The organism is Achromobacter dolens (genome assembly GCF_902859745.1).
GTDB lineage: Bacteria > Pseudomonadota > Gammaproteobacteria > Burkholderiales > Burkholderiaceae_B > Achromobacter > Achromobacter dolens.
The window spans coordinates 99,980-122,981 of the sequence record NZ_CADIJW010000004.1 but is presented as its reverse complement, the minus strand read 5'-3'; the positions used below and the strand labels follow the sequence as shown (position 1 = coordinate 122,981).

Sequence of the window (23,002 nt, the reverse complement as noted above, 5' to 3'; positions counted from 1 at the left end):
ATCAGACGCGGGGTGGAGCAGTCTGGCAGCTCGTCGGGCTCATAACCCGAAGGTCGTAGGTTCAAATCCTGCCCCCGCAACCAGCTTTCGAAGCGTTGATTTCATGCCGAAATCAAGGCTTTTTGTTTTTCCGGGCGCCCGTGTCCGGCGTGGTTTACCTCTTTTTTCGTCCCCGCTTGCCCTGCATCAAGCCGGCGTTCCAGTCCGGAGTTTCCCGGGGTCACGGGTCCGGACAGGCGGCGGACGCTGCGCTACCATGGCTCAAGCGCGCGAGTCCGCCGCACACGAGGAGGGGCCATGGGCACGGCAAAATACGATCATCCCGGCTATGTCGCCGATACCGGCAGCGAAGGCAAGTACCACGTGGGCATCTGGTGCCCGCACGGCTATCCGGCTCACATCCACATCGGGCGGCCCGCTGAACGCGGCGATCCCCAGGCGCTGCTGCGGCTGCGCATTCCCGATGGCGTGTTCCAGTCGTTGCCGGACGATCCCGAAACCCTGTGCCGCCGCGCGATGGGACAGGCGCTGGGGTCGGGTCTGCTGCGCTCGGTCGCTGTCGACGGCGAGTTCCAGGAATTGCGCTTCCAGCTCGATGCCGAACCCTGGTCCGGGCCGATGCAGGCCGCTGGCAACGCTTAGCGCAGTTACCCACAGCGGCTGTGGACAAGCCTTGGGATAGGCGTTGCGCATGTCGCAATATCGCCGCAATATCAATGGCTTGGCCGTTGCGATGAAAAAATGCCCCATGCGGGGCTTTTTTTCATCCGGCTGGGACGGCGGCCGGAGGGGGCGCCGCCGCGTGCGACAATCGCAGCCCCGGCGGCCCGTCCCGCCCTGGCTTTTCCGAATTCCGCCGCCATGCATTCCAACCCGTATCCGCCCCCGGGCGCCCTGAGTCCATCCGCCAAGCGCGTGGCCGTTATCGGCGGCGGGCCGGCCGGCCTGATGGCGGCCGAAGGGTTGGCCGCGCGGGGGATGCAGGTCGATGTGTACGACGCGATGCCGTCGGTCGGCCGCAAGTTCCTCATGGCCGGACGTGGCGGCTTGAACCTGACCCACAGCGAGGCCGCGGCGCCGTTCCTGGCGCGCTATGGCGAACGCGCGGCGCAGATCGCGCCCTGGCTGCGCGCGCTGGATGCCGATGGCTTGCGGGAATGGGCGGCCCAGCTCGGGATCGAGACCTTCGTCGGTTCGTCGGGCCGCGTCTTTCCCGCCGAAATGAAGGCGGCGCCGCTGTTGCGCGCCTGGCTGGCGCGCCTGCGCGCCAGCGGCGTGCGTTTCCATATGCGCCATCGCTGGCTCGGGTGGCCGCCGGACCGGGCGCCGGGCGCCGCCGACCTGCGCTTCGACACGCCCGATGGCTTGCGCGCCTGCGCGGCCGATGCGGTGGTGCTGGCCCTGGGCGGCGGTAGTTGGGCAAAGCTGGGGTCGGATGGCGCCTGGCTGCCCGGACTGGCGGCGCACGGGATCGCCACGGCGCCGCTGCGCGCGGCCAATTGCGGCTTCGAGGTGGCGTGGTCCGAACACTTCCGCCAGCGCCACGCCGGCCAGCCAGTCAAGTCCGTCACGCTGCGTTGCGTGGGAGAGGCGGGACCGGGACCGGCCCGCAAGGGCGAGTTCGTCGTGACGGAACACGGCATCGAGGGCAGCCTGGTCTACGCGTTGTCGGCGCCGCTGCGCGACCGCATCGAGGCGGCCGGGCAGGCGGTCGCCTTGCTCGACCTGGCGCCGGGTTGGACGCAGGAACGGGTGCTGCAGGCCGTGACCCATCCGCGCGGCGCGCGCTCGATGTCCAGCCACCTGCAGAGCCGGCTGGGGCTGACCGGCGTCAAGGCCGGCCTGCTGCGCGAGTGCGCCGGCGCCGACGATTTCCGCGACGCGGCGCGCCTGGGCCGGCTGATCAAGGCCCTGCCGCTCACGCTGGTGCGTGCCCGTCCGATGGACGAGGCCATCAGCACCGCCGGCGGCGTGGCGTTCGACGCGCTCGAGCCCGGCCTGATGTTGCGCCAGGCGCCGGGCGTGTTCTGCGCAGGGGAAATGCTGGATTGGGAAGCGCCGACCGGCGGTTACCTGCTGACCGCGTGCATGGCCAGCGGGGTGGTGGCCGCCAACGGCGTGGCGGCGTTTCTGGCAATGGTCGGCGCGCCGGATCAGGAACTGCCGGGATAGGGCGAGGAGCCCTGGGCTGAACGCGGCGCCAGATCGTTGACGACATGGCCGACGACGGTCGGGCCGTCGGGTTGCGTGGCGATGCCGATTACGCGGGTGATGGCGCTGGCCGGCATGCTGGTGCCCTGGCCCGGGTCCTGCACCAACTGCCAGATCCTGGCGTCGCCCGAGAAGGTTTCGCTTTCGGCGCTGTCGGTGGCATCGAGGCAGTCGCGGGTGAACATCGACCAGTCGGAGGCGCTGCAAGGCAAGCCGTGCGCGGTGGCCAGGCGGGCCAACGCCAGAGGCGCATCCGCCTGGCTCGCGGCGTGCTGGGCGGCCGCGCCCAGCGAGACGTCGAGCGACAGCCGGCGGAGAAACTCCACGACATTGTCTGTATTCATGCTTCGGTCTCCCTCTCTTTGGAGCGGTTCTGGCCGGCGGCAGGCGCGCGCCGGAGATGGGTCAGCCGGGTCTTTGTCCAAGCATCGCGACCAGGGACTGCTTCAGGCGCGCGGAAAAAATAGGTACGGTGTGCGAGACGCCACTGCGATCGACGCCCTCCTTGAGCTGGACCGATTGGCCCAGGAAAATCTCGGGGGCGGCGGCGATCTCGTTGTATCGCGCCAGCAACTGGTCGACCTGTTCCTGGGCGTCGGCCAGCGAGCCGCTGGCGGCCAACCTGCCGGCGGTGTAATTCTGCAGAATGCGGTGCAGATCGTCGATGAAGAGCGCCAGCGCAGCCTGCCCGCGGCATTGCGGCTGTTCCCAGCCCCATGCCTGGGGCGTGCCGCCCGCGTTTTCCGATACGTGTTTCTTGTTCATAGCGCATCCTAATCCATTGCCGCCAAATACGCGACAGGCGTACGGGGGAGGGGCGGACCCTGCGCAAACGGTGGTCTTTGCGGTATGCTGGCTGCGGTTTTCACGCCTCGACAAGGAGATGCCCATGAAGAACAAAGTGATTCTCGTCATGCTGCTTTCGATTGCCGCCATGTCGGCGGGGTGCAATACCGTGGCCGGCGCGGGCAAGGATATCCAGCGCGGCGGCGAGAAGATCGAGGGCGCCGCGACCAAATAAGGGTGCCGGGCGTTCCTCGCGCCCCCGGGCGCGGCCAGGGCCACGCAGAAATGTCGCGACATTTCGGGCGTGGCCTTTTTGCGGCCGCTGGCATAATCGCGGGAATCCGAATCCGATGGCAGGAAGAATCATGCGCAAGTCTGTATGGGTGGGTGTCACGTTGATGGCGTTGCTGGGCGGTTGCGCCAGCACGGGCGTTTACGAGGCCGATACCGTGCTGAAGGAAACCTTCAGCGTGGATACCAACTACCAGGCGGCGTTCCGCCGCGCCGGCGAATACGTGCGCACCTGCCATGTGAACGTGCAGCATCCGTACAACGTGGCGTATGCCTGGAAGCATGTCCTTGGCGAGAAAGGCGCGCCGGACGAAGTCCAGGTCTACAAGGTGGGGGAAACCGCCAAGATCCTCGAACTGATTTCCGCCGAGGCCGACGGCCCGGCCAAGGCCAAGGTCACCGTGACCGTGCTGGGGCAGGGCCGCTGGAACGCGGCCGAGATCGCCGCCGCGCGCACCTCCATCCAGACCGCCACGCCGGTCTGCCGCAAGGAAGACTAATGGACCCGCGCGCCCGGCAGTTGCGCGCCGCCGGCCTGCCGTTCGCGCTGCTGGCCGGCGCGTTCCGCTTCCTGGGGTGGCTGAACGGCGGCGCCGCGCTGGGGCTGGCTGCGTTCTCGCTGGGCATCGTCGGGGGCGATATCGCCGCGCCCGACCTGCAATTGCCACTGCTGCTGTTGCTGGCCGGGCTGCTGCTGGCCTGCCTCGGGGTCTTGTTCGCCTACCTGGCGCAGGTAAGCCTGTTGCGCCAGGGCTACACTGGCCATGTGACCCGGGCGCACCTGCCGGCGCAGGTGCTGGCCATGCTCTGCTACCTCGTCAGCGCCCTGGCGTTCTGCGCCGGCTGCTGGCTGGCGACGGGGCAGGGCACGACGGATGCCGCGTCGCAGATGACAACCTACGCTCGACGCTGAGATTTCGAGGGTAAACCCGTGTGCGCAAAAATGTTGGACATGCATTTGCGTTGGGAATAATATGCGCAGTGCGTATATAACCCCTTTCTTCGGGACCTGTCATGACCATTTCCCAGCAAGCTTTCCTGCGCGATGCGATGCGCCGCCTGAATCTCACGCGCGACGTGTTCGCGACCCGAATCGGCGTCAAACGCCGCGCGCTTGATACCTGGCTGCTGCCGGAGGGCTCGCAGGAGTTCCGCGCGATGCCGGAAGTGGTGCAGCGTTTCGTCAGCGAGATCGTGCAAAACGGCGTGCTGCTCGAAAAATATACGCAAAGCGTACAAGATGGCCCGCTGCGTGAGCGGATCGCGGTCGAGGGCAAGAACCAGTTGCTGTCGGTGGACCAGTTCACGCGCGAATCGGTCGAAGACCTGTTCCGCGTGGCCGACATGATGCAGCCCATCGCGCGCCGCCAGAAAGTGTCGCGCGTACTGGAAGGCGCGGTGCTGGGCAACCTGTTCTTCGAGGCCAGCACGCGCACCCGAGTCAGCTTCGGCTCGGCCTTCTGCCGCCTGGGCGGCTCGGTCTGCGACACCACCGGCTTCACCTTCTCGTCGATGGCCAAGGGCGAGTCCATCTACGACACCAGCCGCGTCATGAGCGGCTACGTCGATGCGATGGTGATCCGCCATCCCGACCAGGGTTCGGTGGCCGAATTCGCGCGCGCCACCAACATCCCGGTGGTCAACGGCGGCGATGGCCCCGGCGAGCACCCGAGCCAGGCACTGCTGGACCTGTACACCATCCTCACCGAGTTCTCGCGCCTGGGCAAGCTGCTCGACGGCGCGCACATCGCCATGGTCGGCGACCTGAAGTACGGCCGCACGGTGCATTCGCTGATCAAGCTGATGGCGCTGTACAAGAACGTCAAGTTCTCGCTGGTGTCGCCCAAGGGGCTCGAAATGCCCGCCTACATCATCGAGCAGGCCAGCCGCAACGGCAACATCATCGAGCAGAAGACCTCGCTGGCCGAAGGCCTGGCGGGCGCCGACGTGATCTACGCGACGCGGGTGCAGAAAGAGCGCTTTGCCAACGAAGAGAACGAGGGCTACACGCCGGACTTCCAGATCAACCGCGCCATCATCGACGCGTATTGCGGCCCGGACACCATCGTCATGCACCCGCTGCCGCGCGACAGCCGGCCGGGCGCCAACGACCTGAGCGTGGACCTGAACCATGATCCGCGCCTGGCGATCTTCCGCCAGACCGACAACGGCATCCCCATCCGCATGGCCATCTTCGCGGTGCTGCTGGGCGTGGAAGGGCTGGTGCAACACTCGCTGCGCGATGTCACCTGGCAGCACCCGTCGCATATCGGCCCAGACGACTCGGTGTTCCACGGCCTGGAGTAAGGCGTTCGCGAGGCAGCGGGGCGCGGCCGTCATGACGGCCGACGCCGGCGATTTCAAGCATAATCCGCGCTGGTTTTTCCTGTCGCGTGTCGCTCCGAGACACGCCATGGAATCTTCGGTCGGATGGTCTTATGTCTTCGAGCAGTCGCACAGTCCCGTCTTCTCCTGATCCCGCCGGGCAGGCGTGCTACCTGAGCGCGTCCAATGCCCAGGCCTGGCAGGCGGTCTATTCGTCGGTCGATGCCTATACCCGCGGCCAGGTCGCGGCGGTAGTGTCCGACAGCGCCGACGAGCTGGTCGACGCCTTTTATTCCACCCTGCTGGCCGATGCTGAGGCCGGCCCGCGCCTGTCGCACGAAATTGTCGCCACCCGCCTGCACAAGGGCATGAAGGGCTGGCTCAAGGGCCTGCTGTGCGTACGCGAGCAGGGCGACATCGCGGCGCTGATGGCGGTACAGAAGAAGGTGGGAGAGGTGCATGCGCGCGTGCACATCCCGATCCACTTGGTGATGGCCGGCGCCCGCATCCTGAAAAACGAAATCGCAATGCGCCTGCGCGCCAGCGACCTGGACGGCGTGGCGGCCTCGGTCGCGACGCAGTACGTCTGCAATCTTTTCGACCTGGCGATCGAGCAGATGAGCCGCGCCTTCATGCGCGACATCAACCGCGGCGCCCGCAATGACGAGGCCTATCGGCTGTTCGCGTTGGGACAGAACATTTCCACCGAGCGCGAGCGCCAGCGCGCCGCCCTGCTCGAATGGAGCCAGGCGGTGCTGATCGGCCTGCACTATCGCGCGCCGGAGCAGGTGTTGCCGCGCCTGGCAGCCTCCGAGTTCGGCCTGTGGCTGCAGCACAAGGGTGGCGTGCTGTTCGAGAGCGCGCCGGCGCTGCGGCAGATTACCGAGGCGGTGGAGCGGCTGGACGACGTGGTGCTGCCCGGCCTGCTGCAATGCGGCCCGGCGTCGCTGCCGGACCAGGTGCGCGAATTGCAGGAACTGGTGGCGCGCATCAAGCACCTGCTCAACGGCCTGTTCGACATGGTGGCCGAGATCGAAAGCGGCAGCGATCCGCTCACCAACGTGCTCAACCGCCGCTTCCTGCCGTCGGTGATCGGCCGCGAGATCCTGATCGCCACGCGCGAGCGCTCGACGTTCTCGGTGCTGCTGCTGGATATCGACCACTTCAAGGCGGTCAACGACCAGCATGGCCACGCGGGCGGCGACCAGGTGCTGCGGCAGTTCGCCGAGGTGGTGCATCAATCCTGTCGTTCGAGTGACTTCGTGTTTCGATACGGCGGCGAGGAATTCCTGGTGGTGCTGGTGGACACGGCGCGCGACGCGGCCCTGCTGGTGGCCGAGAAACTGGGCGCCGAGATCCGCCGGCACGCCTTCATGATTCCGGAAGTGGGCGCTTTGCGCATCACCGCCAGCATCGGCGTGGCGGCCTTCGATGGGCATCCGGACTACGCCTATCTGATCGACCGCGCCGACAAGGCGCTCTACCAGGCCAAGCAGTCGGGCCGCGATCGCAGCGTCGCTGCCTGACGGCGGTTGCGCGGCTTGCCAGCCGCCGTCCCGCCGCGCCATGAAAAAGGCCGCTTCCCCAGGAGCGGCCTGTCGCGGTGAAGCCGGAGCGCGGGGCTCAGATCTTCTTTTCGCCGCCCAGCGCGTCGACCAGCTCGGCCAGCATCTTGGCCAGCTCGCCCGTCATCAGCATCATGTCGGAGTCGAATTTTTCGTCGTCATTGGTGGCGACGGTGTCGTTGCCTTCCTTGAGCACGTCCAGCGGCGCGACGCGCTTGACGTCCAGGCCTTCGGTCAGCACGAACGAAATGCGGTCGGCCCAGGTCATGGCCAGGCGGGTGCATTGCTTGCCCGACTGGATGTGCCTGCGCACGTCGTCGGCGTCGATGGAGTGCTTGACGTAGCGGATGGCCGCGCCGCTTTCGCCGGACGAACGCAGTTCGGTGTCCTGGTCGATGCTGAAGTTGCTCGGCGCCTCGTCCTCGGCCAGCCAGCCGGTCATGGCCGAGGCGGGCGATTGGGCCACGTACAGGTTTTCGAGCGGGAACGGATCCACGCACTTGGCCAAGAGGCCGATGACTTCGTCGGCCTTGGCCGAGGCGGCGGCGTCGATCACCAGCCAGTGATTCTGCGGGTCGATCCACACGCGGGTGTCGCGGTACACGCTGAAGGCGCGCGGCAGCAGCTCGTCGGTGACGCGCTCCTTGATTTCCTTCATCTGCTTGCGGCCCGGCTTGTAGCCTTGCTGTTCTTCGATCTCCTGGGCGCGCGCCTTGGCGACCTGGTTGACCACGGTGCTGGGCAGCAGCTTCTTCTCGGCGCGCAGGTTCAGCAGGATCTGCCCGCCGACGACGTGCGCCAGCCCGCCGTTTTCGCGCGGCGGAACCCAGCCCAGGCTTTGCATTTCGAGGTTGTTGCCGGCTTGGTAGGCATGCCGCGCAAGCGTTTCTTCAAGCTGCTCGCCGGTCAGCGTCCACGGCGAGGAGAGACGGTAAATCTTGAGATTCTTGAACCACATGAGCGTCGGCCAAAAGGGTTGATTCTATACGACGCGGGCCGCTTTGCCGCAGCGGTGCAATACGATGGGGGCAGGCGACACGTTCTGTCACTGACAGGGGGGCAGCCTTGCGGTAATGTCCGCGTCACCCCTGTGCAATAGGAGAAGAAGCATGAAGATTGTCGGCGCCATCCTGATCGTGTTGGGCATCGCCGCCCTGGCGTATAAGGGCTTCAGCTACAAGTCCGAGGAAACCGTGCTGCAGGTCGGTTCGGTCAAGGCCACGGCCGAGACCGAGAAGTCCGTGCCGATTCCGATGTGGGCAGGGATTGCTGCGATCGTGGCCGGCGTGCTGGTCATCGGGGTGGGCATGCGCCGCTGAGGCGCGGCCCCGCGCAGTGCCCGGGCGGCCGAAGCGAGGCCGCCTTTTTCTTGCGCGCACGGAACGCGTCCGGACAAAAAAAGCGGCCCGGCTCAATAGAGGCCGGGCCGGTACGGGAGCACACAATACCGCGTCATAAAAGGCTCGCGGGGAACGCGGTATCGGTGTCAGAACACTGGCCCTGCAATCGCCTGGCAGGGGGATCAATCGCCGGGCGAAGAGGCGCAAGGCCGTAATCTGAAGCGCCAGTCTAACGGCGAGGGTCTGACAGGGTCCTGAATCGAGCAGACGTCAGACCGTATCAGGTCTTCCAGCCGGCGCGAGCGCAAAAAAAAAGCTCCCAGGGGAGCTTTTGAAAGGCCGGGCAGGCGCAGCAGTCCCGCCCGGCGGGGGATGGTCGTTAGGCGTTGATGTCGTTGTCCTTGGTTTCGCGCACGAAGAGCGTGCCGATGACCAGGGTCATCACCGCAATGATGATCGGGTACCACAGGCCGTCGTAGATGTTGCCGGTGGCGGCCACCACGGCGAAGGCGACCGGGGGCAGGAAGCCGCCGAACCAGCCGTTGCCGATGTGATAGGGCAGGCTCATCGAGGTGTAGCGGATGCGGGTCGGGAACATTTCCACCAGCATCGCCGCGATCGGGCCGTAGACCATGGTCACGTAGATCACCAGGATGGTCAGCAGCACGACGACCATGACGTTGTTGCTTTGCGCCGGGTCCGCCTTGGCGGGGTAGCCGTGGCTGCGGATGGCGGCGGTCAGGGCCTTGTCGAGTTCGGCGGCCTTGGCCTTGAAGTCGGCCGGCGCCATGCCCTTGCCGTCGAACGAGGCGAACTCGTCGCTGCCGATCTTGACCTTGGCGACCGAGCCGGCCGGAGCCGCTTCGTTCTTGTAGTTCACCGAATTGCGCGCCATGAACGACTTGACCACGTCGCACGAACTGGTGAACGAGGCGGTGCCCACCGGGTTGAACTGGAACGAGCAGGTGGTCGGATCGGCGATGACGGTGACCGGGGCGGTGGCCTGCGCCTTTTCCAGCGCGGGGTTGGCGAAGTGCGTGATGCCCTGGAAGATCGGGAAGTAGGTCGCGGCGGCGATCAGGCAGCCCGCCATGATGATGGGCTTGCGGCCGATCTTGTCCGACAGCGCGCCGAAGATCACGAAGAAAGGCGTGCCGATCAGCAGCGCGATGGCGATCATGATGTTGGCGGTGTTGGCGTCCACCTTGAGCGTCTGCGTCAGGAAGAACAGCGCGTAGAACTGGCCCGTGTACCAGACCACGGCCTGGCCGGCGGTCAGGCCCAGCAGCGCCAGCAGTACCACCTTCAGGTTCTTCCACTGGCCGAACGATTCGGCGATCGGCGCCTTCGAACCCTTGCCTTCTTCCTTCATGCGCTTGAAGGTCGGCGATTCGTTCAACTGCAGGCGGATCCACACCGAGATGCCCAGCAGCACGACCGAGATCAGGAACGGAATGCGCCAGCCCCAGGCCTTGAAGTCGTCCTCGCCCATGAACGAGCGGATGCCCAGGATCACCAGCAGCGACAGGAACAGGCCCAGCGTCGCGGTGGTCTGGATCCAGGAGGTGTAGAAGCCGCGGCGGCCATGCGGCGCGTGTTCCGCGACGTAGGTCGCGGCGCCACCGTATTCACCGCCCAGCGCCAGGCCTTGCAGCAGGCGCAGAATGATCAGGATGGCGGGCGCGGCGATGCCGATGCTGGCATAGCTGGGCAGCACGCCCACCAGGAAGGTGGACAGGCCCATCAGCACGATGGTGACCAGGAAGGTGTATTTACGTCCGACCAGGTCGCCCAGTCGGCCGAACACCAGCGCGCCGAACGGACGCACCGCGAAGCCGGCGGCGAAGGCCAGCAGCGCGAAGATGAAGCCCGCGGTCGGGTTCACACCGGAGAAGAAGTGCTGGGCGATGATCGCGGCCAGCGAACCGTACAGATAAAAGTCGTACCACTCGAACACCGTGCCCAGCGACGAGGCAAAGATGACACGGCGTTCATCCTTGGTCATCGGGCGCGGATCCGCGGATGGACCGCGACCTGCCATGGTAGTTGTGCTCATGATGTCTCCTCGATTTTTCTGGCCGGCGGTTTTCCGCCGTGCTTGACCCTCCGCCGGCGGGGCCGACATCGAGCTATCGCAAGGTTGGGGCGCGAGGCTGACGAGGTTCTGACGGAACCCTTACCTGAATCTTAAATTTGAAACAAAAAGTAAAATTCCCTGGGAGGGCTAGGGATAGTCCTAGGGACGGAGCGGGGAACTTGCGTGGCGGCAAGCGCGGCGCGCGACCACGCCGGGCGGGAAACGCCTGGGCCGGCGCGAGGCGCCCGTCGGGGGGCGGGGGGGGGCCGGCCTCAGTCGCCGAGGTCGTCGACGGGTTCGACGTAGAGCGGGAAGACGACCCGGATGCGCGTGCCCGGCAGGTTCGAGTGCGGGGTCGGGTGGTCGGTGACCACGACGGTGGCCTGGTGCTTCTGCGCGATCTCCCGGACGATGGCCAGACCCAGTCCGCTACCGTCCGACAGCGTGCCCAGCACGCGGTAAAAGCGGTCGAACACGCGCTCGCGCTCTTCCGGGGCGATGCCGGGGCCGGAATCCTCGACCTCCAGCACGCCCTGGTCGCCTTGCGCCTGCACGCGCACCGTGATGTGGCCGCCGCGCGGCGTATAGCGCAGCGCGTTGTCCACCAGGTTGTTGAGCAGTTCCGCCAGCAGCAGCGGGTTGCCGTTGATCTCGACCGGGGTCTCCGAGCCTTCGAAGCCCAGGTCGGTGCCGAGCGACAGCGCCTGCGGCACCCAGTGCATCGCCTGTTCGTAGGCGATGGCGTTCAGGTCGGTGGCGGCCAGTCCGATGGCGCTGGGGTTTTCGGCCCGCGCCAGCAGCAGCAACTGGTTCACCAGGCGGGTGGCGCGCTCGGAGCCGGTCACCAACTGGCGCAGGCTGGCCTGCATCTCCTCGGGACTGGCATCGCGCAGGGCCAGCTCGGCCTGGGTGCGCAGGCCCGCCAGCGGGGTTTTCAACTGGTGCGCGGCATCGGCGACGAAGCGGCGCTGCGCCTGGACGTTGTCCGACAGCCTGTCGAGCAGGTCGTTCATGGCCGCGACCAGCGGGGCGATCTCGGAGGGGGCGGCGCGTTCGTCGATCGGCGACAGGTCATCCGGCCGGCGCGCCCGCAGCCGCTGCTGCAGCGCATTGAGTGGCGCCACGCCGCGCGACAGCCCGAACCATACCAGCAGCACCGCGATCGGCAGCACCACGAACTGCGGAATGATCACGCCCTTGATGATGTCGTTGGCCAGTTGGGTGCGCTTTTCGACCGTCTCGGCCACGATCAAGAGCGCCGGCTGGGTATTGGGCAGGTTCAGATCGACCCAGGTGAAGGCCAGGCGCACGCCGAAGCCGCGCAGGGTGTCGTCCTCGTACTGGACCTCGCCGGGGCGCGGCTGGCCGACGGAAGCGGGCAGGGGCAGGGCGCGGTCGCCGCCCAGGTATTCACCGCGGCTGCCGAGCGCCAGCCAGAACACGCTGTCGGTCTCGTCGGCGCGCAGCACATCGCGCGCCGGGTCGGTCATCCGCAGCACCGCGCGGCCATCCTGGGCGTGCACCTGGCGCGTCAGCACGTGCAGGTTGTTGGCCAGCGCGCGGTCGTAGGGCGCGTTGGCGATGTTCTGCGCCACCACGTAGGTGATGGCGACGCTCATCGGCCACAGCAGGAACAGGGGCGCCAGCATCCAGTCGAGGATCTCGCCCAGGAGCGAGCGTTGCGGCGGCGCGAAGCTGGGACCGCGGGCCCCGGCCTGCATCACATCCAGCGCTTCCTGGTTGAGCGCTTCCGGCTGTGGCGATTCAGCTTGCGAGGTAGGCCGCACCCTGGTCCCGTTCGAGGCAATAGCCCAGGCCGCGCACCGTCACGATCTTCACGCCGCTGGGCTCGAGTTTCTTGCGCAGGCGGTGCACGTAGACCTCGATGGCATTGGTGCTGACTTCCTCGCCCCATTCGCACAGGTGGTCCACCAGTTGGGTCTTGCTGACCATGCGCCCGCTGCGGGTCAGCAGGATTTCCAGCAGGCTGACCTCGCGCGCGGACAGGTCCAGCGTCTGGTCGTCGACCATGGCCACGCGCCCGGTCTGGTCGAACACCAGCCGGCCATGCTTGAGCAGCGTGGCGCCGCCGCCCGCGCCGCGGCGGGTCAGGGCGCGCACGCGGGCTTCCAGCTCGGACAGGGCGAAGGGCTTGGCCATGTAGTCGTCGGCGCCCAGGTCCAGCCCCTTGACGCGTTGCTCGATACTGTCAGCGGCGGTCAGGATCAGCACGGGCAGGGCGGAATTGCGGGCGCGCAGCCGGCGCAGGACCTCCAGGCCGGCCAGTTGCGGCAGGCCCAGGTCGAGGATCAGCAGGTCGAAGGCCTGGGCCGCCAGCGCCGAATCGGCCGCCAGGCCGTCGCGGACGGCGTCGACCGCGTAACCGTTGTGGCGCAACGAGCGTGACAGGCCGTCGGCCAGGATGCTGTCGTCTTCCGCGATCAGGATGCGCATGGGCAGTCGAAAAGAAGAAGGGCGCCGGGTGAGCGGCGCACGCGTGCCGCCTTCGGTGGGATGCCGGGGCGGCGTGCCGGGAGCGCAATGGGGACATAGCGCCAGTTTTTTCCTCGATTCTGTCATACGGCACCGGGCTTGCCCACTCAGGGAATACGTGGAAAACTGTGGCACACTGGTTTTTTGTACAGTACAATCCGATGCCATAATCTGCGCTATCGCTTTACCGATCACGCTTGAGCGCCACAGTTTGCACTGCCAGTTTTCTGGCAACAACTGTCAGGCAACGGCCCGATCACCCCTTGCGACAACCCGCGCGCTGACCGACACCCCGTGCCGCGCCCCGATACGTTACAGACCCAGACCTGACAGGACACTACATGGACGACAAAACCACCAAGGCCGCCGCTTCGGAAAAAGCCAAGGCGCTGGCCGCCGCGCTCTCGCAGATCGAAAAGCAGTTCGGCAAGGGCTCGATCATGCGCTACGGCGACAACGAGGTCTCGCATGACATCCAGGTGGTGTCGACCGGCTCGCTGGGCCTGGACATCGCGCTGGGCGTCGGCGGCCTGCCGCGCGGCCGCGTGGTGGAAATCTACGGTCCGGAATCCTCGGGCAAGACCACCCTGACCCTGCAGGTCGTGGCCGAAATGCAGAAGCTGGGCGGCACGTGCGCCTTCGTCGACGCCGAACACGCGCTGGACGTGCAGTACGCCTCGAAGCTGGGCGTCAACCTGGCCGACCTGCTGATCTCGCAGCCGGACACGGGCGAGCAGGCGCTGGAAATCACCGACGCGCTGGTGCGCTCGGGCTCCGTCGACCTGATCGTGGTCGACTCGGTTGCGGCGCTGGTGCCCAAGGCCGAAATCGAGGGCGAAATGGGCGATTCGCTGCCCGGCCTGCAGGCTCGCCTGATGAGCCAGGCGCTGCGCAAGCTGACCGCCACCATCAAGAAGACCAACTGCATGGTCATCTTCATCAACCAGATCCGCATGAAGATCGGCGTGATGTTCGGCAACCCCGAAACCACCACCGGCGGCAACGCGCTCAAGTTCTACGCCTCGGTGCGCCTGGACATCCGCCGCATCGGCTCGATCAAGAAGGGCGACGAGGTCGTCGGCAACGAAACCCGCGTCAAGGTCGTCAAAAACAAGGTTGCGCCTCCGTTCAAGCAGGCCGAGTTCGACATCATGTACGGCGCCGGCATCTCGCGCGAAGGCGAAATCATTGACCTGGGCGTGGCCGCCAACGTGGTGGACAAGTCGGGTGCGTGGTACAGCTACAACGGCAACCGCATCGGCCAGGGCAAGGACAATGTCCGTGAATACCTGAAGGAACACAAGGAACTGGCCATCGAGATCGAGAACCGGGTCCGTGAGAACCAGGGCATCGTCAGCCGCGCCGCGGAATTCGTGCCCACCGCTGAAGACGACAGCGACGAGTAATCGCGTCGTCGCGTCATCGGATAGCGCCGGGCTCGCCAGTCCGGCCGCCAGCGGCAGGCTCCCGTCCCGGGAGGCCTGCCGCTGGCACATAGAGGAAGCGCATGAGCTGGAAACCGCCCGTCACGTCCGCTGATCGCCTGCGCGCCAGGCTGGACGATGAATTCGAGACCGTGGCCAAGCCCGAGGGGCTGCGCCGCACGTCCGACCTGCGGCGGGCGGCCGAATCCACCGCGGCGTCGGGCCAGGATCCAGAGGGCGCGAGCGCCCCGGCGTCGCAGTGGCAGCGCAGCTCCGAACGGCGCGCGGCCAGTGGACGCGGCCGGCGTGGCAAGGACGGTGACGGCGATGGCACGGACGAAGGGGCGCGGACATCCGAAGACAAGCCCCGCACGCCCCCCAAGGGACCCTCGCTGAAAATGCGCGCGGTGGGTTATCTGTCGCGGCGCGAGCATGCCCGCAATGAGCTGGCGCGCAAACTCGCGCCCCATGCCGAAGACCCCGATGAGGTCGAGCGCGTGCTGGACGCGCTGGAAAAGGAAGGCTGGCTGTCGACCGAGCGGTTTGCGCAAAGCCTGGTGCATCGCCGCGCCTCGCGCCAGGGGGCGGCCCGCATCGTGCAGGAATTGCGCCAGCACGGCGTGGATGATGCCCAGGTGTCCGAGCTGCGCGAGCAATTGCGCGCCACCGAATACGAGCGCGCGCTCGAGGTCTGGCAGAAACGCTTCGGCGCCAGGCCCGAGGACCGCGCCTCCTATGCCAAGCAGGCCCGCTTCCTGGCCAGTCGTGGCTTTGCGCATGACGTCATCCGTCGCATCCTGGGGGCGGGCGACGACGACTGAGTCGGCCGCGTGCTTGGCGCGGCGCGCGCCGGCATGCGCCGGCCGCCGCGCCTGTTTTTCTGCCGCGCTTATTTTGCCGACTTGATGCCGCTGAGCGTTTTGAAACAAACGTCGCGCGTCAGCGTCAGGAATTCGTCGATGTACGAAGCGTCGGTATCTTCGCTGCGCACCGTCGCGTACAGCGTTCGCCACACACCCTGCGGGCCGAGGCGGCACAGGCGCAGCCAACCCTGGTTCATGTATTCGGTCAGGGCCCAGTTGGGCAGGGCCGCGACGCCGCGATTGCTGGCCACCAGTTGCGCGATGATGGGCGTGAGTTCGGCCTTGCGGATCGCGGCGGGTTCGACATCAGCGGGATCCAGGAATGCCGTGAAAATGTCCAGGCGCTGCCTGTCCACCGGATAGGTGATGAGCGTCTGGTCGGCCAACTGGTCCGGCATGACGAACTTGCTGCCGGCCAGCGGATTCGATTCGGACACGGCCAGCACGAGCTCGTATTTGAACAGCGGCAGGTATTCGACGGCGTCCAGTTGCTGGGGATCGGACGTGATGACCAGGTCCAGATCGCCGCGCACCAGCGCGGGCAGGGGGGCGAACGAGAACGCCGCCGACAGATCCAGCGCCACGTCCGGCCATTGCGCGCGGAACGCGTCCAGCGCCGGCATCAACCACTGAAAGCAGGAATGGCAGTCGATGGCCAGGTGCAGGCGGCCGGTGCGGCCGGCTGCCAGCCGCTGCAATTCGCGCTCGGTGGCGCGGATGCGCGGCAGCACTTCGTCGGCCAGCGCCAGCACGCGCAGGCCCGCGGTGGTCAGGCGGGCGGGGCGGGTGCGGCGGTTCAGCAGCGGCGTGCCCAGGCGGGTCTCCAGATCGCGCAGTTGGTGTGACAGGGCTGACTGGGTCAGGTGCAGGCGGTCGGCGGCTTCCTGCAGGCTGCCGCCTTCACGGATGGCGGTCAGCGTTTCGAGATGGCGGATTTCCAGCATGGGGCGGCAACGGCGAGGATGAGGGTGTGAAGGGCGTGGCGATCCGCGGCCGGGACTGCCAGCCCCGGAGGGAGTGTGCTCACATTATATGAGGTTTTTTCATCTTATAAATGTAGACATTGATTTTGATTCATTTTGCTTTGGCGTCAGAATGGCTGGCACTTGAACAAATTTTGTCTGACGACGGGATTGCCATGACTACGATTCATAATTTGGGGTTCCCCCGCATTGGTGCCCAGCGGGAACTGAAGCGCGCTGTCGAAGCCTACTGGGCGGGCAAGCAGACCGGCGAAGCGCTGGAGCAGACGGGCCGCGAGCTGCGCGCCCGGCACTGGAAGGTACAGGCCGACGCTGGCGTCAAGTTCGTGCCCGTCGGCGATTTCGCCTGGTACGACCAGATCCTGGAATGGACCACGCTGCTGGGCGCAGTGCCCGCGCGCTTCGGCCAGAAAGACAGCGAGCCGGTCTCGCTGGATACGCTGTTCCGCATGGGACGCGGCCGCGCCCCGTCGGGCAAGCCCGCCGCCGCCTGCGAAATGACCAAGTGGTTCGACACCAACTACCACTACATCGTGCCGGAGCTGGTGCCGGGCCAGAGCTTTCGCATCGCCCGTGAATCGCTGTTCGAGCAGATCGGGGAAGCGCAGGCATTGGGCCACGCCGTCAAGCCGGTGATCCCGGGGCCGCTGACCTGGCTGTTCCTCGGCAAGGGCGACGCTTTCGGCGAGGGCGCGGCCGATACGGCCAAGCTGCAACTGCTGGCTCACCTGGTGCCCGTGTACGAAGAGGTGCTGGCGCGCGTGGCCAAGCTGGGCGTGGAGTGGGTGCAGATCGACGAGCCGATCCTGGTGCTGGACCTGCCGCAGGCCTGGCGCGACGCCTTCAAGCAGGTGTACGCCACGCTGTCGACCAGCCCGGTCAAGCTGCTGATCGCCACTTACTTCGACGGCCTCAAGGACAATCTGAGCACGGCGCTGGCGCTGCCGGTGGCCGGCGTGCACGTGGATCTGGTGCGCGCTCCCGAACAACTGGCCGACGTGCTGGCCGGCCTGGGCTCGGACAAAGTGCTGTCCGCCGGCGTCATCAACGGCCGCAACATCTGGCGCACCGACCTGGACGCCGCCCTCGCCACGCTGACGCCGGTCAGGCAGCAACTGGGCGAGCGCCTGTGGCTGGCGCCGTCGTGCTCGCTGCTGCACGTGCCGGTGGATCTGGCCAACGAAACCGAGCTGGACGCCGAACTCAAGAGCTGGCTGTCGTTCGCGGCGCAGAAGCTGGAAGAACTGAGCCTGCTGGGTCGCGCGCTGGACGGCGCGGCTGATGCCGGCGTGCAGGAAGGCCTGGCCAGGCAGCGCGCCGCCCTGGCCGCGCGTCGCTCGTCGAGCCGCATCCACAATCCCTCGGTGGCGCAGCGCATGGCCGAGTCGGCCAGCGTGTCGCGTGACCGCGCGCCATTCGCCGGCCGCATCGCCCGTCAGCAGGAGGAACTGGGCCTGCCGGCCTATCCGACCACCACCATCGGTTCGTTCCCGCAGACCGCCGAGATCCGTGCGCTGCGCCGCGACTGGAAGTCGGGCGCGCTGACGGACGCGGCCTACGAGACCGCCATCCGCAAGGAAATCGAGGAAGTGATCCGCTTCCAGGAGAAGGTCGGCCTGGACGTGCTGGTGCACGGCGAACCCGAGCGCAACGACATGGTGGAATACTTCGGCGAGCTGCTGGCCGGCTTCGCCTTCACCAAGAATGGCTGGGTGCAGAGCTACGGCTCGCGCTGCGTCAAGCCGCCGATCATCTTCGGCGACGTGGCCCGGCCCGCGCCCATGACCGTCGGCTGGTCCTCGTACGCCCAGTCGCTGACCGACAAGCCGGTCAAGGGCATGCTGACCGGTCCGGTCACCATTCTGCAGTGGTCGTTCGTGCGCGACGACCAGCCGCGCGAACAGACCTGCCGCCAACTGGCGCTGGCGCTGCGCGATGAGGTGGTGGACCTGGAGGCCGCCGGCATCAGCGTCATCCAGATCGACGAGCCGGCGATCCGCGAAGGCCTGCCGTTGCGCCGCGCCGATTGGCAGGCATACCTGGACTGGGCGGTGGACTGCTTCCGTCTGTCGACCGCCGGCGTGCGCGACGAGACGCAGATCCACACGCACATGTGCTATTCGGAGTTCAACGACATCATCGAATCGATCGCCGCCATGGACGCGGACGTGATCACGATCGAGACGTCGCGCTCCAACATGGAATTGCTCAAGGCGTTCGAGGACTTCCGCTACCCCAACGATATCGGCCCGGGCGTTTACGACATCCATTCGCCCAACGTGCCCGAAGTGGACTGGATGGTCGGCCTGATGCAGAAGGCCGCCGCCCGCCTGCCGAAGGAGCGGCTGTGGGTCAATCCGGACTGCGGCCTGAAGACGCGCGCCTGGCCTGAAACCGAAGCCGCGCTGAGCGGCATGGTGCAAGCCGCTCGCGCGCTGCGCGACGCCGCCTGAGCCGCCACGCTCGGGCCAGTCTCCCGGGTCCGGCAGCCCGGAACCCCTGTGTTGTGCGCGGGATGCACACCACAGGGGTTTTTTTCATTGGCGCTTGAACGAATTGGCGCCTTGTGGGTCAATAGGCAAAACATCCCTTCTGCTGGATTGTCGCCGTACCTATGATTCTCCAAGGCCCCTATCGGCCGGATCTGCTTGCCGCGGAGACGCTGCCCGATATTCTGGAAGCCACGATCCTGCGGTATCCCGCCGCCGCGGCCATTCATTGGCTGGATCAGACTCTCACCTACGAAGCGCTCGGGCGGCGCGCCGACCTGGCCGCGCACCACCTGATCGAGGCCGGCGTGCGGCCGGGCGACATCGTCGGCCTGTGCCTGCCGCGCGGCGACGACCTGCTCGTGATGCAGGCCGCCATCGCCAAGGCGGGCGCGGCCTGGCTGCCGTTCGAATCCGACACGCCGCCCGACCGCATGCTGGTTTGCCTGCAGGATGCGGGCGCGCGCGGCCTGGTTGCGGGCGGCGACGTGCGCCTGGACGGCATGATCACCTGGACCACCTGGGAGCTGTCGGTGGCGGTCGATGCGCCGCTGCGCCGGCGCGACGGCCTGCTGCCGGAGCACCCGGCCTACGTGATCTACACCTCGGGGTCGACTGGCAAGCCCAAGGGCGTGCCCATCAGCCAGGCCAGCATCTGCCATTTCCTGCGCAGCGAAAACGAAGTGCTGGGCGTGCGCCACGGCGACAAGGTGTACCAAGGGTTTTCGGTGGCCTTCGACATGTCGTTCGAGGAAATCTGGATCAGCTACCTGGTCGGCGCCACGCTCTGGGTGGCGCCCAAGATGCTGACCACGGATCCCGAGGCATTGCCCGATGCGCTGGTGCGCGAGGGCGTGACTGTGCTGCATGCGGTGCCGACGCTGCTGGCGCTGTTCGCCCGCGACGTGCCTGGCCTGCGCATCGTCAACCTGGGTGGCGAGATGTGCCCGGAATTCCTGGTGCAGCGCTGGGCCACGCCGGGTCGCCGGCTGTTCAATACCTATGGCCCGACCGAGACCACCGTATCGGCCAGCCTGGCCGAGCTGCTGCCGGGCCAGCCCGTGACCATTGGCACCCCGCTGCCCAACTACGGCATGCTGATCCGCGGCGAGGACGGCGCCGTGCTGCCGCAGGGCCAGACCGGCGAGCTCTGTATCACCGGCCCTGGCGTGGCCGGCGGCTATCTGGGGCGGCCCGAACTGACGGCCGAGAAGTTCCTGGCCAATCCGCGTCCGAGCGGCGACCACGACACCCGCATGTACCGCAGCGGCGACCTGGCGCGCATCGACGAAAACGGCCAGATCCAGTGCCTGGGCCGCAGCGACGACCAGGTCAAGGTGCGCGGCTTTCGTGTCGAACTGGGCGAGATCGAGGCCGCGCTGTACCGGCAGGCCGGCATTGGCGCGGCCGCCGTGGTGCTGCGCGACCTGGCGGGCATCGACCAACTGGTGGCGTTCCTGACCCCCGAGGGTGACGCGCGGCTCGATCCGCACGCGCTGCGCGCCGCGCTGGCCGCGGAGCTGCCCGCTTACATGATTCCGGCCCGCTTCGAGTTGGTGGCCGAGGTGCCGCGCCTGACCTCGGGCAAGATCGACCGCAAGGCGCTGAAGGCACGCGAGCTGGCCACCGCCTCCGAGCCCAGCGGCGAAGACGACACGCCGGTCTCGCCCGCCGAGCACGCCTTGTTCGAAGCCCTGCGGCCGTTGTTTCCCGGCCAGCCGCTGCGGCTGGCCAGCGATTTCTTCCGCGACCTGGGCGGCCATTCGCTGCTGGCCGCGCGGCTGGTGTCGTCGCTGCGCAAGCATCCGCAGTTTTCCGCTCTGACCATGCACGAGCTCTACCAGCATTCCGTGCTGGGCGCGCTGGCGGCGCGGCTCGACACGCTGGCGGCCGAATCGGCGGCCGCGGCGGCGCCGCTCCAGCCGACGCCGATCGAGCGCGCGCCGGAATGGCGGCGTTGGGCCTGCGGCCTGGCGCAGTTGGCGGTGCTGCCGCTCCTGATCGGCGTGCGCATGCTGATCTGGCTGACGCCGTTCTTCACGTATCACTACTTCACCGGCGACGAGGGCGACTCGGTCTGGCGCGCGGTGGCGTTGTCGATCGCCAGCTACCTGGCCTGCAACCTGCTCAGCTTCGGCGTCGCGGTGGTCTGCAAGTGGGGCATCCTGGGCCGGCTCAAGGCGGGCCGCTATGCGCTCTATGGCTGGACCTTCTACCGCTGGTGGCTGGTCGACCGCATCCTCGACATTCCGCCGGCGCACCTGTTGGCGGGCTCGCCGCTGCAGGCCTGGTACCTGCGGGCGCTGGGCGCGCGCATCGGCCGTGATACCGCCATCAGCCGCATTTCGGTGCGGGCGCCCGACTTGCTGACGGTGGCCGACGGCGTCAGCGTCGGCGCGGCCGTGAACCTGGAGAATTTCGAGGTCCACGGCGCGCACTGGGAGGTGGCGCCGATCACGCTGGGCGAGAACGCCTACGTGGGCTCGTATGCGGTGGTGCAGGGCGGCGTCACGATCGAGGCCGACGGCCGGCTCGAAGGGCTGTCGTCCCTGGCGGCCGGCGCGCGCATCCCCGCCGGCCAGATCTGGAGCGGCGCGCCGGCGCGGCACGACCCGCTGGCGCGCGCCCCCGAGCTGCCGCCGCGGCCGGTGCGCGAGGGGCGCTGGGCGCGGCTCGACATGCTGGCCTACGCCGCCGGCGGCACGCTGATCGCCGCGCTGTTCTTCATGCCCGTGTTTCCCAGCTTCGTGCTGATCGACTGGATCGACGCGCGCTGGCTCGACCTGATGGGCTCGCGCGTCTGGTGGCCGAATGCGTTCCTGGCCTATCTGCTGCTGGCCTTGCCGGCCAGCGCCTTGCTGCTGCTGCTGACCGTGCTGGTCTCGGCCATGCTGCGCTGGGCGTTGCTGCCGCGCTTGAGCGGCGGGCGCTGGCCGGTCTATGGCCAGATCTATCTGCGGCGCTGGCTCACCAACCAGATCCAGGAGTCCAGCCTGAGCGTGCTGCACGGCCTGTACGCCTCGATCTATGCCGGCACCTGGTATCGGCTGCTGGGCGCGAAGGTGGGGCGCGGCACCGAAATCTCGACCGCGATGGGCATCGTGCCGGACATGCTGACGCTGGGCCGCGACAGCTTCATCGCCGATGGCGTGATGCTGGGCGACGAGGAGGTCGACCGGGGCTGGATGACCATGCGACCCACCGTCATCGGCAATCGCAGTTTCGTGGGCAACGGCGCCTACGTGCCGGACGGCTCGGTGCTGCCCGACGACGTGTTGATCGGCGTGCAGAGCCGGGCGCCGGCCAATGCCCGCATGGCCAGCGGCCAGACCTGGCTCGGCAATCCGCCGCTGGCGCTGCCGGCGCGGGAGCAGGCGGCCGGCTTTCCCGAGCACCTGACCTTCCGCCCCAGCCTGGGCCGCAAGGTGGCGCGCGGCGCGGTCGAGCTGATGCGCATGATTCTGCCGCTGGCCGTGGTGATCGCGGTGGGCTACCTGACGGTCATGAAGGTCATCCCGATCGCGGCGCGCGACGGTTTCGTGGCGGCGTTCGACGAACTGATGCTGGCCGGCGTGCTGTATGGCGTCGGCACCTTCCTGTTTCTGGTGGCGCTCAAATGGCTGCTGATCGGCCGCTACCGACCGCACGCCGAACCAATGTGGACGCCGTTCGTGTGGAAGAGCGAGGCCGTGACCAGCCTGTATGAGTCGATCGCGGTGCCGAACTTCTTCAATTTCCTGCGTGCCACGCCCTGGCTGCCGCTGGCCCTGCGCTGCATGGGCGCGCGGATCGGCAGGCGGGTGTTCATGGACACCACCGACATCACCGAATACGACTGTGTATCAATTGGGGACGATGCCGTGCTGCATGCCTGGTCGGGGCCGCAGACGCACCTGTTCGAGGACCGCGTCATGAAGATCGGGCAGGTCCGTATCGGTAACGGCGTCAATGTCGGCCCGCGCAGCACCATCCTGTATGACACCCGGGTCGAGGACGGGGCCCGCCTGGGCCCGCTGACCCTGGTGCTCAAGGGCGAAAGCATCCCGGCGGGGCAGGCCTGGATGGGCAGTCCGGCCACGCCGTGGACACAACGCTGAGGCGGCGCGGCGCGATCTGCCCTGGCGACGGGCGTTCGCGCCGCGCATTTTGACCGTC

General features: G+C 67.3%; 19 protein-coding genes and 1 tRNA gene. 13 read left to right on the top strand and 7 right to left on the bottom strand.

What is annotated here, in order from left to right:
- Positions 1 to 6 precede the first annotated feature (6 nt).
- From HV783_RS05405 to HV783_RS05395, 3 genes are all read left to right on the top strand, one after another.
- Positions 7 to 83 (top strand) — tRNA-Met (locus HV783_RS05405).
- A gap of 214 nt (positions 84 to 297) precedes the next feature.
- Complete coding sequence (locus tag HV783_RS05400) at positions 298 to 642, top strand: hypothetical protein (protein WP_054501380.1); 345 nt, start codon at positions 298 to 300, stop codon at positions 640 to 642.
- Positions 643 to 861: 219 nt separating this feature from the next.
- Positions 862 to 2,172, top strand: a complete 1,311-nt coding sequence (locus tag HV783_RS05395; RefSeq protein WP_054501379.1) for a TIGR03862 family flavoprotein — start codon at positions 862 to 864, stop codon at positions 2,170 to 2,172.
- Here the strand turns inward: HV783_RS05395 and HV783_RS05390 are convergent.
- Both HV783_RS05390 and HV783_RS05385 read right to left on the bottom strand, forming a co-directional pair.
- A complete protein-coding gene (locus HV783_RS05390) occupies positions 2,154 to 2,555 on the bottom strand; it encodes a hypothetical protein (protein ID WP_116791094.1) in 402 nt (133 codons plus the stop codon). The genes HV783_RS05395 and HV783_RS05390 overlap by 19 nt on opposite strands.
- Positions 2,556 to 2,616: 61 nt before the next feature.
- Positions 2,617 to 2,976 (bottom strand): hypothetical protein, encoded by a 360-nt coding sequence (locus HV783_RS05385; protein WP_054501377.1) that lies wholly within the window; start codon positions 2,974 to 2,976, stop codon positions 2,617 to 2,619.
- A gap of 124 nt (positions 2,977 to 3,100) precedes the next feature.
- On the opposite strand from HV783_RS05385, the gene HV783_RS05380 reads away from it, so the two are divergent.
- From HV783_RS05380 to HV783_RS05360, 5 genes are all read left to right on the top strand, one after another.
- The gene (locus HV783_RS05380; RefSeq protein WP_006388387.1) at positions 3,101 to 3,232 is read left to right on the top strand and encodes an entericidin A/B family lipoprotein; all 132 of its coding nucleotides are present in this window, start codon (positions 3,101 to 3,103) and stop codon (positions 3,230 to 3,232) included.
- 130 nt (positions 3,233 to 3,362) lie between these two features.
- Positions 3,363 to 3,788 carry a BPTD_2524 family lipoprotein gene (locus HV783_RS05375; RefSeq protein WP_054501376.1) on the top strand — a complete coding sequence of 142 codons (426 nt, stop codon included), beginning with the start codon at positions 3,363 to 3,365 and terminating at the stop codon, positions 3,786 to 3,788.
- On the top strand, positions 3,788 to 4,201 hold the full coding sequence (locus HV783_RS05370; RefSeq protein ID WP_054501375.1) for a hypothetical protein: 414 nt from the start codon (positions 3,788 to 3,790) through the stop codon (positions 4,199 to 4,201). Before HV783_RS05375 ends, HV783_RS05370 begins: the two co-directional genes overlap by 1 nt.
- Before the next feature lie 101 nt (positions 4,202 to 4,302).
- Positions 4,303 to 5,595, top strand: a complete 1,293-nt coding sequence (locus tag HV783_RS05365; protein ID WP_054501374.1) for an aspartate carbamoyltransferase — start codon at positions 4,303 to 4,305, stop codon at positions 5,593 to 5,595.
- A gap of 131 nt (positions 5,596 to 5,726) precedes the next feature.
- Positions 5,727 to 7,139 carry a diguanylate cyclase gene (locus HV783_RS05360; RefSeq protein WP_054501373.1) on the top strand — a complete coding sequence of 471 codons (1,413 nt, stop codon included), beginning with the start codon at positions 5,727 to 5,729 and terminating at the stop codon, positions 7,137 to 7,139.
- Positions 7,140 to 7,236: 97 nt separating this feature from the next.
- On the opposite strand, the gene HV783_RS05355 is transcribed toward HV783_RS05360, so the two are convergent.
- Positions 7,237 to 8,136 carry a recombination-associated protein RdgC gene (locus tag HV783_RS05355; RefSeq protein ID WP_006393742.1) on the bottom strand — a complete coding sequence of 300 codons (900 nt, stop codon included), beginning with the start codon at positions 8,134 to 8,136 and terminating at the stop codon, positions 7,237 to 7,239.
- A gap of 151 nt (positions 8,137 to 8,287) precedes the next feature.
- Here HV783_RS05355 and HV783_RS05350 point away from each other — a divergent pair, with 151 nt between their 5' ends.
- Entirely contained in the window at positions 8,288 to 8,497 is a 210-nt protein-coding gene (locus tag HV783_RS05350) for a hypothetical protein (protein ID WP_006388393.1), read from the top strand.
- Positions 8,498 to 8,897: 400 nt separating this feature from the next.
- Here the strand turns inward: HV783_RS05350 and HV783_RS05345 are convergent, their stop codons facing one another.
- The 3 genes from HV783_RS05345 to HV783_RS05335 form a co-directional block, all read right to left on the bottom strand.
- On the bottom strand, positions 8,898 to 10,559 hold the full coding sequence (locus tag HV783_RS05345; protein WP_054501371.1) for an MFS transporter: 1,662 nt from the start codon (positions 10,557 to 10,559) through the stop codon (positions 8,898 to 8,900).
- A gap of 308 nt (positions 10,560 to 10,867) precedes the next feature.
- The gene (locus HV783_RS05340) at positions 10,868 to 12,244 is read right to left on the bottom strand and encodes a sensor histidine kinase (RefSeq protein ID WP_175188808.1); all 1,377 of its coding nucleotides are present in this window, start codon (positions 12,242 to 12,244) and stop codon (positions 10,868 to 10,870) included.
- Between the two features lie 115 nt (positions 12,245 to 12,359).
- On the bottom strand, positions 12,360 to 13,049 hold the full coding sequence (locus HV783_RS05335) for a response regulator transcription factor (protein WP_006393745.1): 690 nt from the start codon (positions 13,047 to 13,049) through the stop codon (positions 12,360 to 12,362).
- A gap of 380 nt (positions 13,050 to 13,429) precedes the next feature.
- Here HV783_RS05335 and recA point away from each other — a divergent pair, with 380 nt between their 5' ends.
- Together recA and recX are read left to right on the top strand one after the other, a co-directional pair.
- On the top strand, positions 13,430 to 14,494 hold the full coding sequence (gene recA, locus HV783_RS05330) for a recombinase RecA (RefSeq protein ID WP_054417614.1): 1,065 nt from the start codon (positions 13,430 to 13,432) through the stop codon (positions 14,492 to 14,494).
- A gap of 101 nt (positions 14,495 to 14,595) precedes the next feature.
- On the top strand, positions 14,596 to 15,333 hold the full coding sequence (gene recX / locus HV783_RS05325; RefSeq protein ID WP_116791091.1) for a recombination regulator RecX: 738 nt from the start codon (positions 14,596 to 14,598) through the stop codon (positions 15,331 to 15,333).
- 68 nt (positions 15,334 to 15,401) lie between these two features.
- On the opposite strand, the gene HV783_RS05320 is transcribed toward recX, so the two are convergent.
- Positions 15,402 to 16,319: a LysR family transcriptional regulator gene (locus tag HV783_RS05320; protein WP_054501368.1), complete on the bottom strand. Its 918-nt coding sequence runs from the start codon at positions 16,317 to 16,319 to the stop codon at positions 15,402 to 15,404.
- Positions 16,320 to 16,513: 194 nt separating this feature from the next.
- Between HV783_RS05320 and metE the strand changes: the two genes are divergently transcribed.
- Together metE and HV783_RS05310 are read left to right on the top strand one after the other, a co-directional pair.
- Complete coding sequence (metE, locus tag HV783_RS05315) at positions 16,514 to 18,811, top strand: 5-methyltetrahydropteroyltriglutamate--homocysteine S-methyltransferase (RefSeq protein WP_144654918.1); 2,298 nt, start codon at positions 16,514 to 16,516, stop codon at positions 18,809 to 18,811.
- A 161-nt stretch (positions 18,812 to 18,972) separates the two neighbouring features.
- On the top strand, positions 18,973 to 22,944 hold the full coding sequence (locus tag HV783_RS05310; protein ID WP_175188788.1) for a Pls/PosA family non-ribosomal peptide synthetase: 3,972 nt from the start codon (positions 18,973 to 18,975) through the stop codon (positions 22,942 to 22,944).
- Positions 22,945 to 23,002: the final 58 nt, after the last annotated feature.

Excerpts from the sequence above, each read along its gene's own strand:
- HV783_RS05370 (WP_054501375.1), top strand. The coding sequence starts at position 3,788 with ATGGACCCGCGCGCCCGGCAGTTGCGCGCCGCCGGCCTGCCGTTCGCG.
- metE (WP_144654918.1), top strand. The coding sequence starts at position 16,514 with ATGACTACGATTCATAATTTGGGGTTCCCCCGCATTGGTGCCCAGCGG.
- HV783_RS05400 (WP_054501380.1), top strand. The coding sequence starts at position 298 with ATGGGCACGGCAAAATACGATCATCCCGGCTATGTCGCCGATACCGGC.
- HV783_RS05365 (WP_054501374.1), top strand. The coding sequence starts at position 4,303 with ATGACCATTTCCCAGCAAGCTTTCCTGCGCGATGCGATGCGCCGCCTG.
- HV783_RS05380 (WP_006388387.1), top strand. The coding sequence starts at position 3,101 with ATGAAGAACAAAGTGATTCTCGTCATGCTGCTTTCGATTGCCGCCATG.
- HV783_RS05345 (WP_054501371.1), bottom strand. The coding sequence starts at position 10,559 with ATGGCAGGTCGCGGTCCATCCGCGGATCCGCGCCCGATGACCAAGGAT.
- HV783_RS05360 (WP_054501373.1), top strand. The coding sequence starts at position 5,727 with ATGTCTTCGAGCAGTCGCACAGTCCCGTCTTCTCCTGATCCCGCCGGG.
- HV783_RS05310 (WP_175188788.1), top strand. The coding sequence starts at position 18,973 with ATGATTCTCCAAGGCCCCTATCGGCCGGATCTGCTTGCCGCGGAGACG.
- HV783_RS05320 (WP_054501368.1), bottom strand. The coding sequence starts at position 16,319 with ATGCTGGAAATCCGCCATCTCGAAACGCTGACCGCCATCCGTGAAGGC.
- HV783_RS05340 (WP_175188808.1), bottom strand. The coding sequence starts at position 12,244 with ATGCTGGCGCCCCTGTTCCTGCTGTGGCCGATGAGCGTCGCCATCACC.
- HV783_RS05350 (WP_006388393.1), top strand. The coding sequence starts at position 8,288 with ATGAAGATTGTCGGCGCCATCCTGATCGTGTTGGGCATCGCCGCCCTG.
- recX (WP_116791091.1), top strand. The coding sequence starts at position 14,596 with ATGAGCTGGAAACCGCCCGTCACGTCCGCTGATCGCCTGCGCGCCAGG.
- HV783_RS05390 (WP_116791094.1), bottom strand. The coding sequence starts at position 2,555 with ATGAATACAGACAATGTCGTGGAGTTTCTCCGCCGGCTGTCGCTCGAC.
- HV783_RS05335 (WP_006393745.1), bottom strand. The coding sequence starts at position 13,049 with ATGCGCATCCTGATCGCGGAAGACGACAGCATCCTGGCCGACGGCCTG.
- HV783_RS05375 (WP_054501376.1), top strand. The coding sequence starts at position 3,363 with ATGCGCAAGTCTGTATGGGTGGGTGTCACGTTGATGGCGTTGCTGGGC.
- HV783_RS05385 (WP_054501377.1), bottom strand. The coding sequence starts at position 2,976 with ATGAACAAGAAACACGTATCGGAAAACGCGGGCGGCACGCCCCAGGCA.
- HV783_RS05395 (WP_054501379.1), top strand. The coding sequence starts at position 862 with ATGCATTCCAACCCGTATCCGCCCCCGGGCGCCCTGAGTCCATCCGCC.
- HV783_RS05355 (WP_006393742.1), bottom strand. The coding sequence starts at position 8,136 with ATGTGGTTCAAGAATCTCAAGATTTACCGTCTCTCCTCGCCGTGGACG.
- recA (WP_054417614.1), top strand. The coding sequence starts at position 13,430 with ATGGACGACAAAACCACCAAGGCCGCCGCTTCGGAAAAAGCCAAGGCG.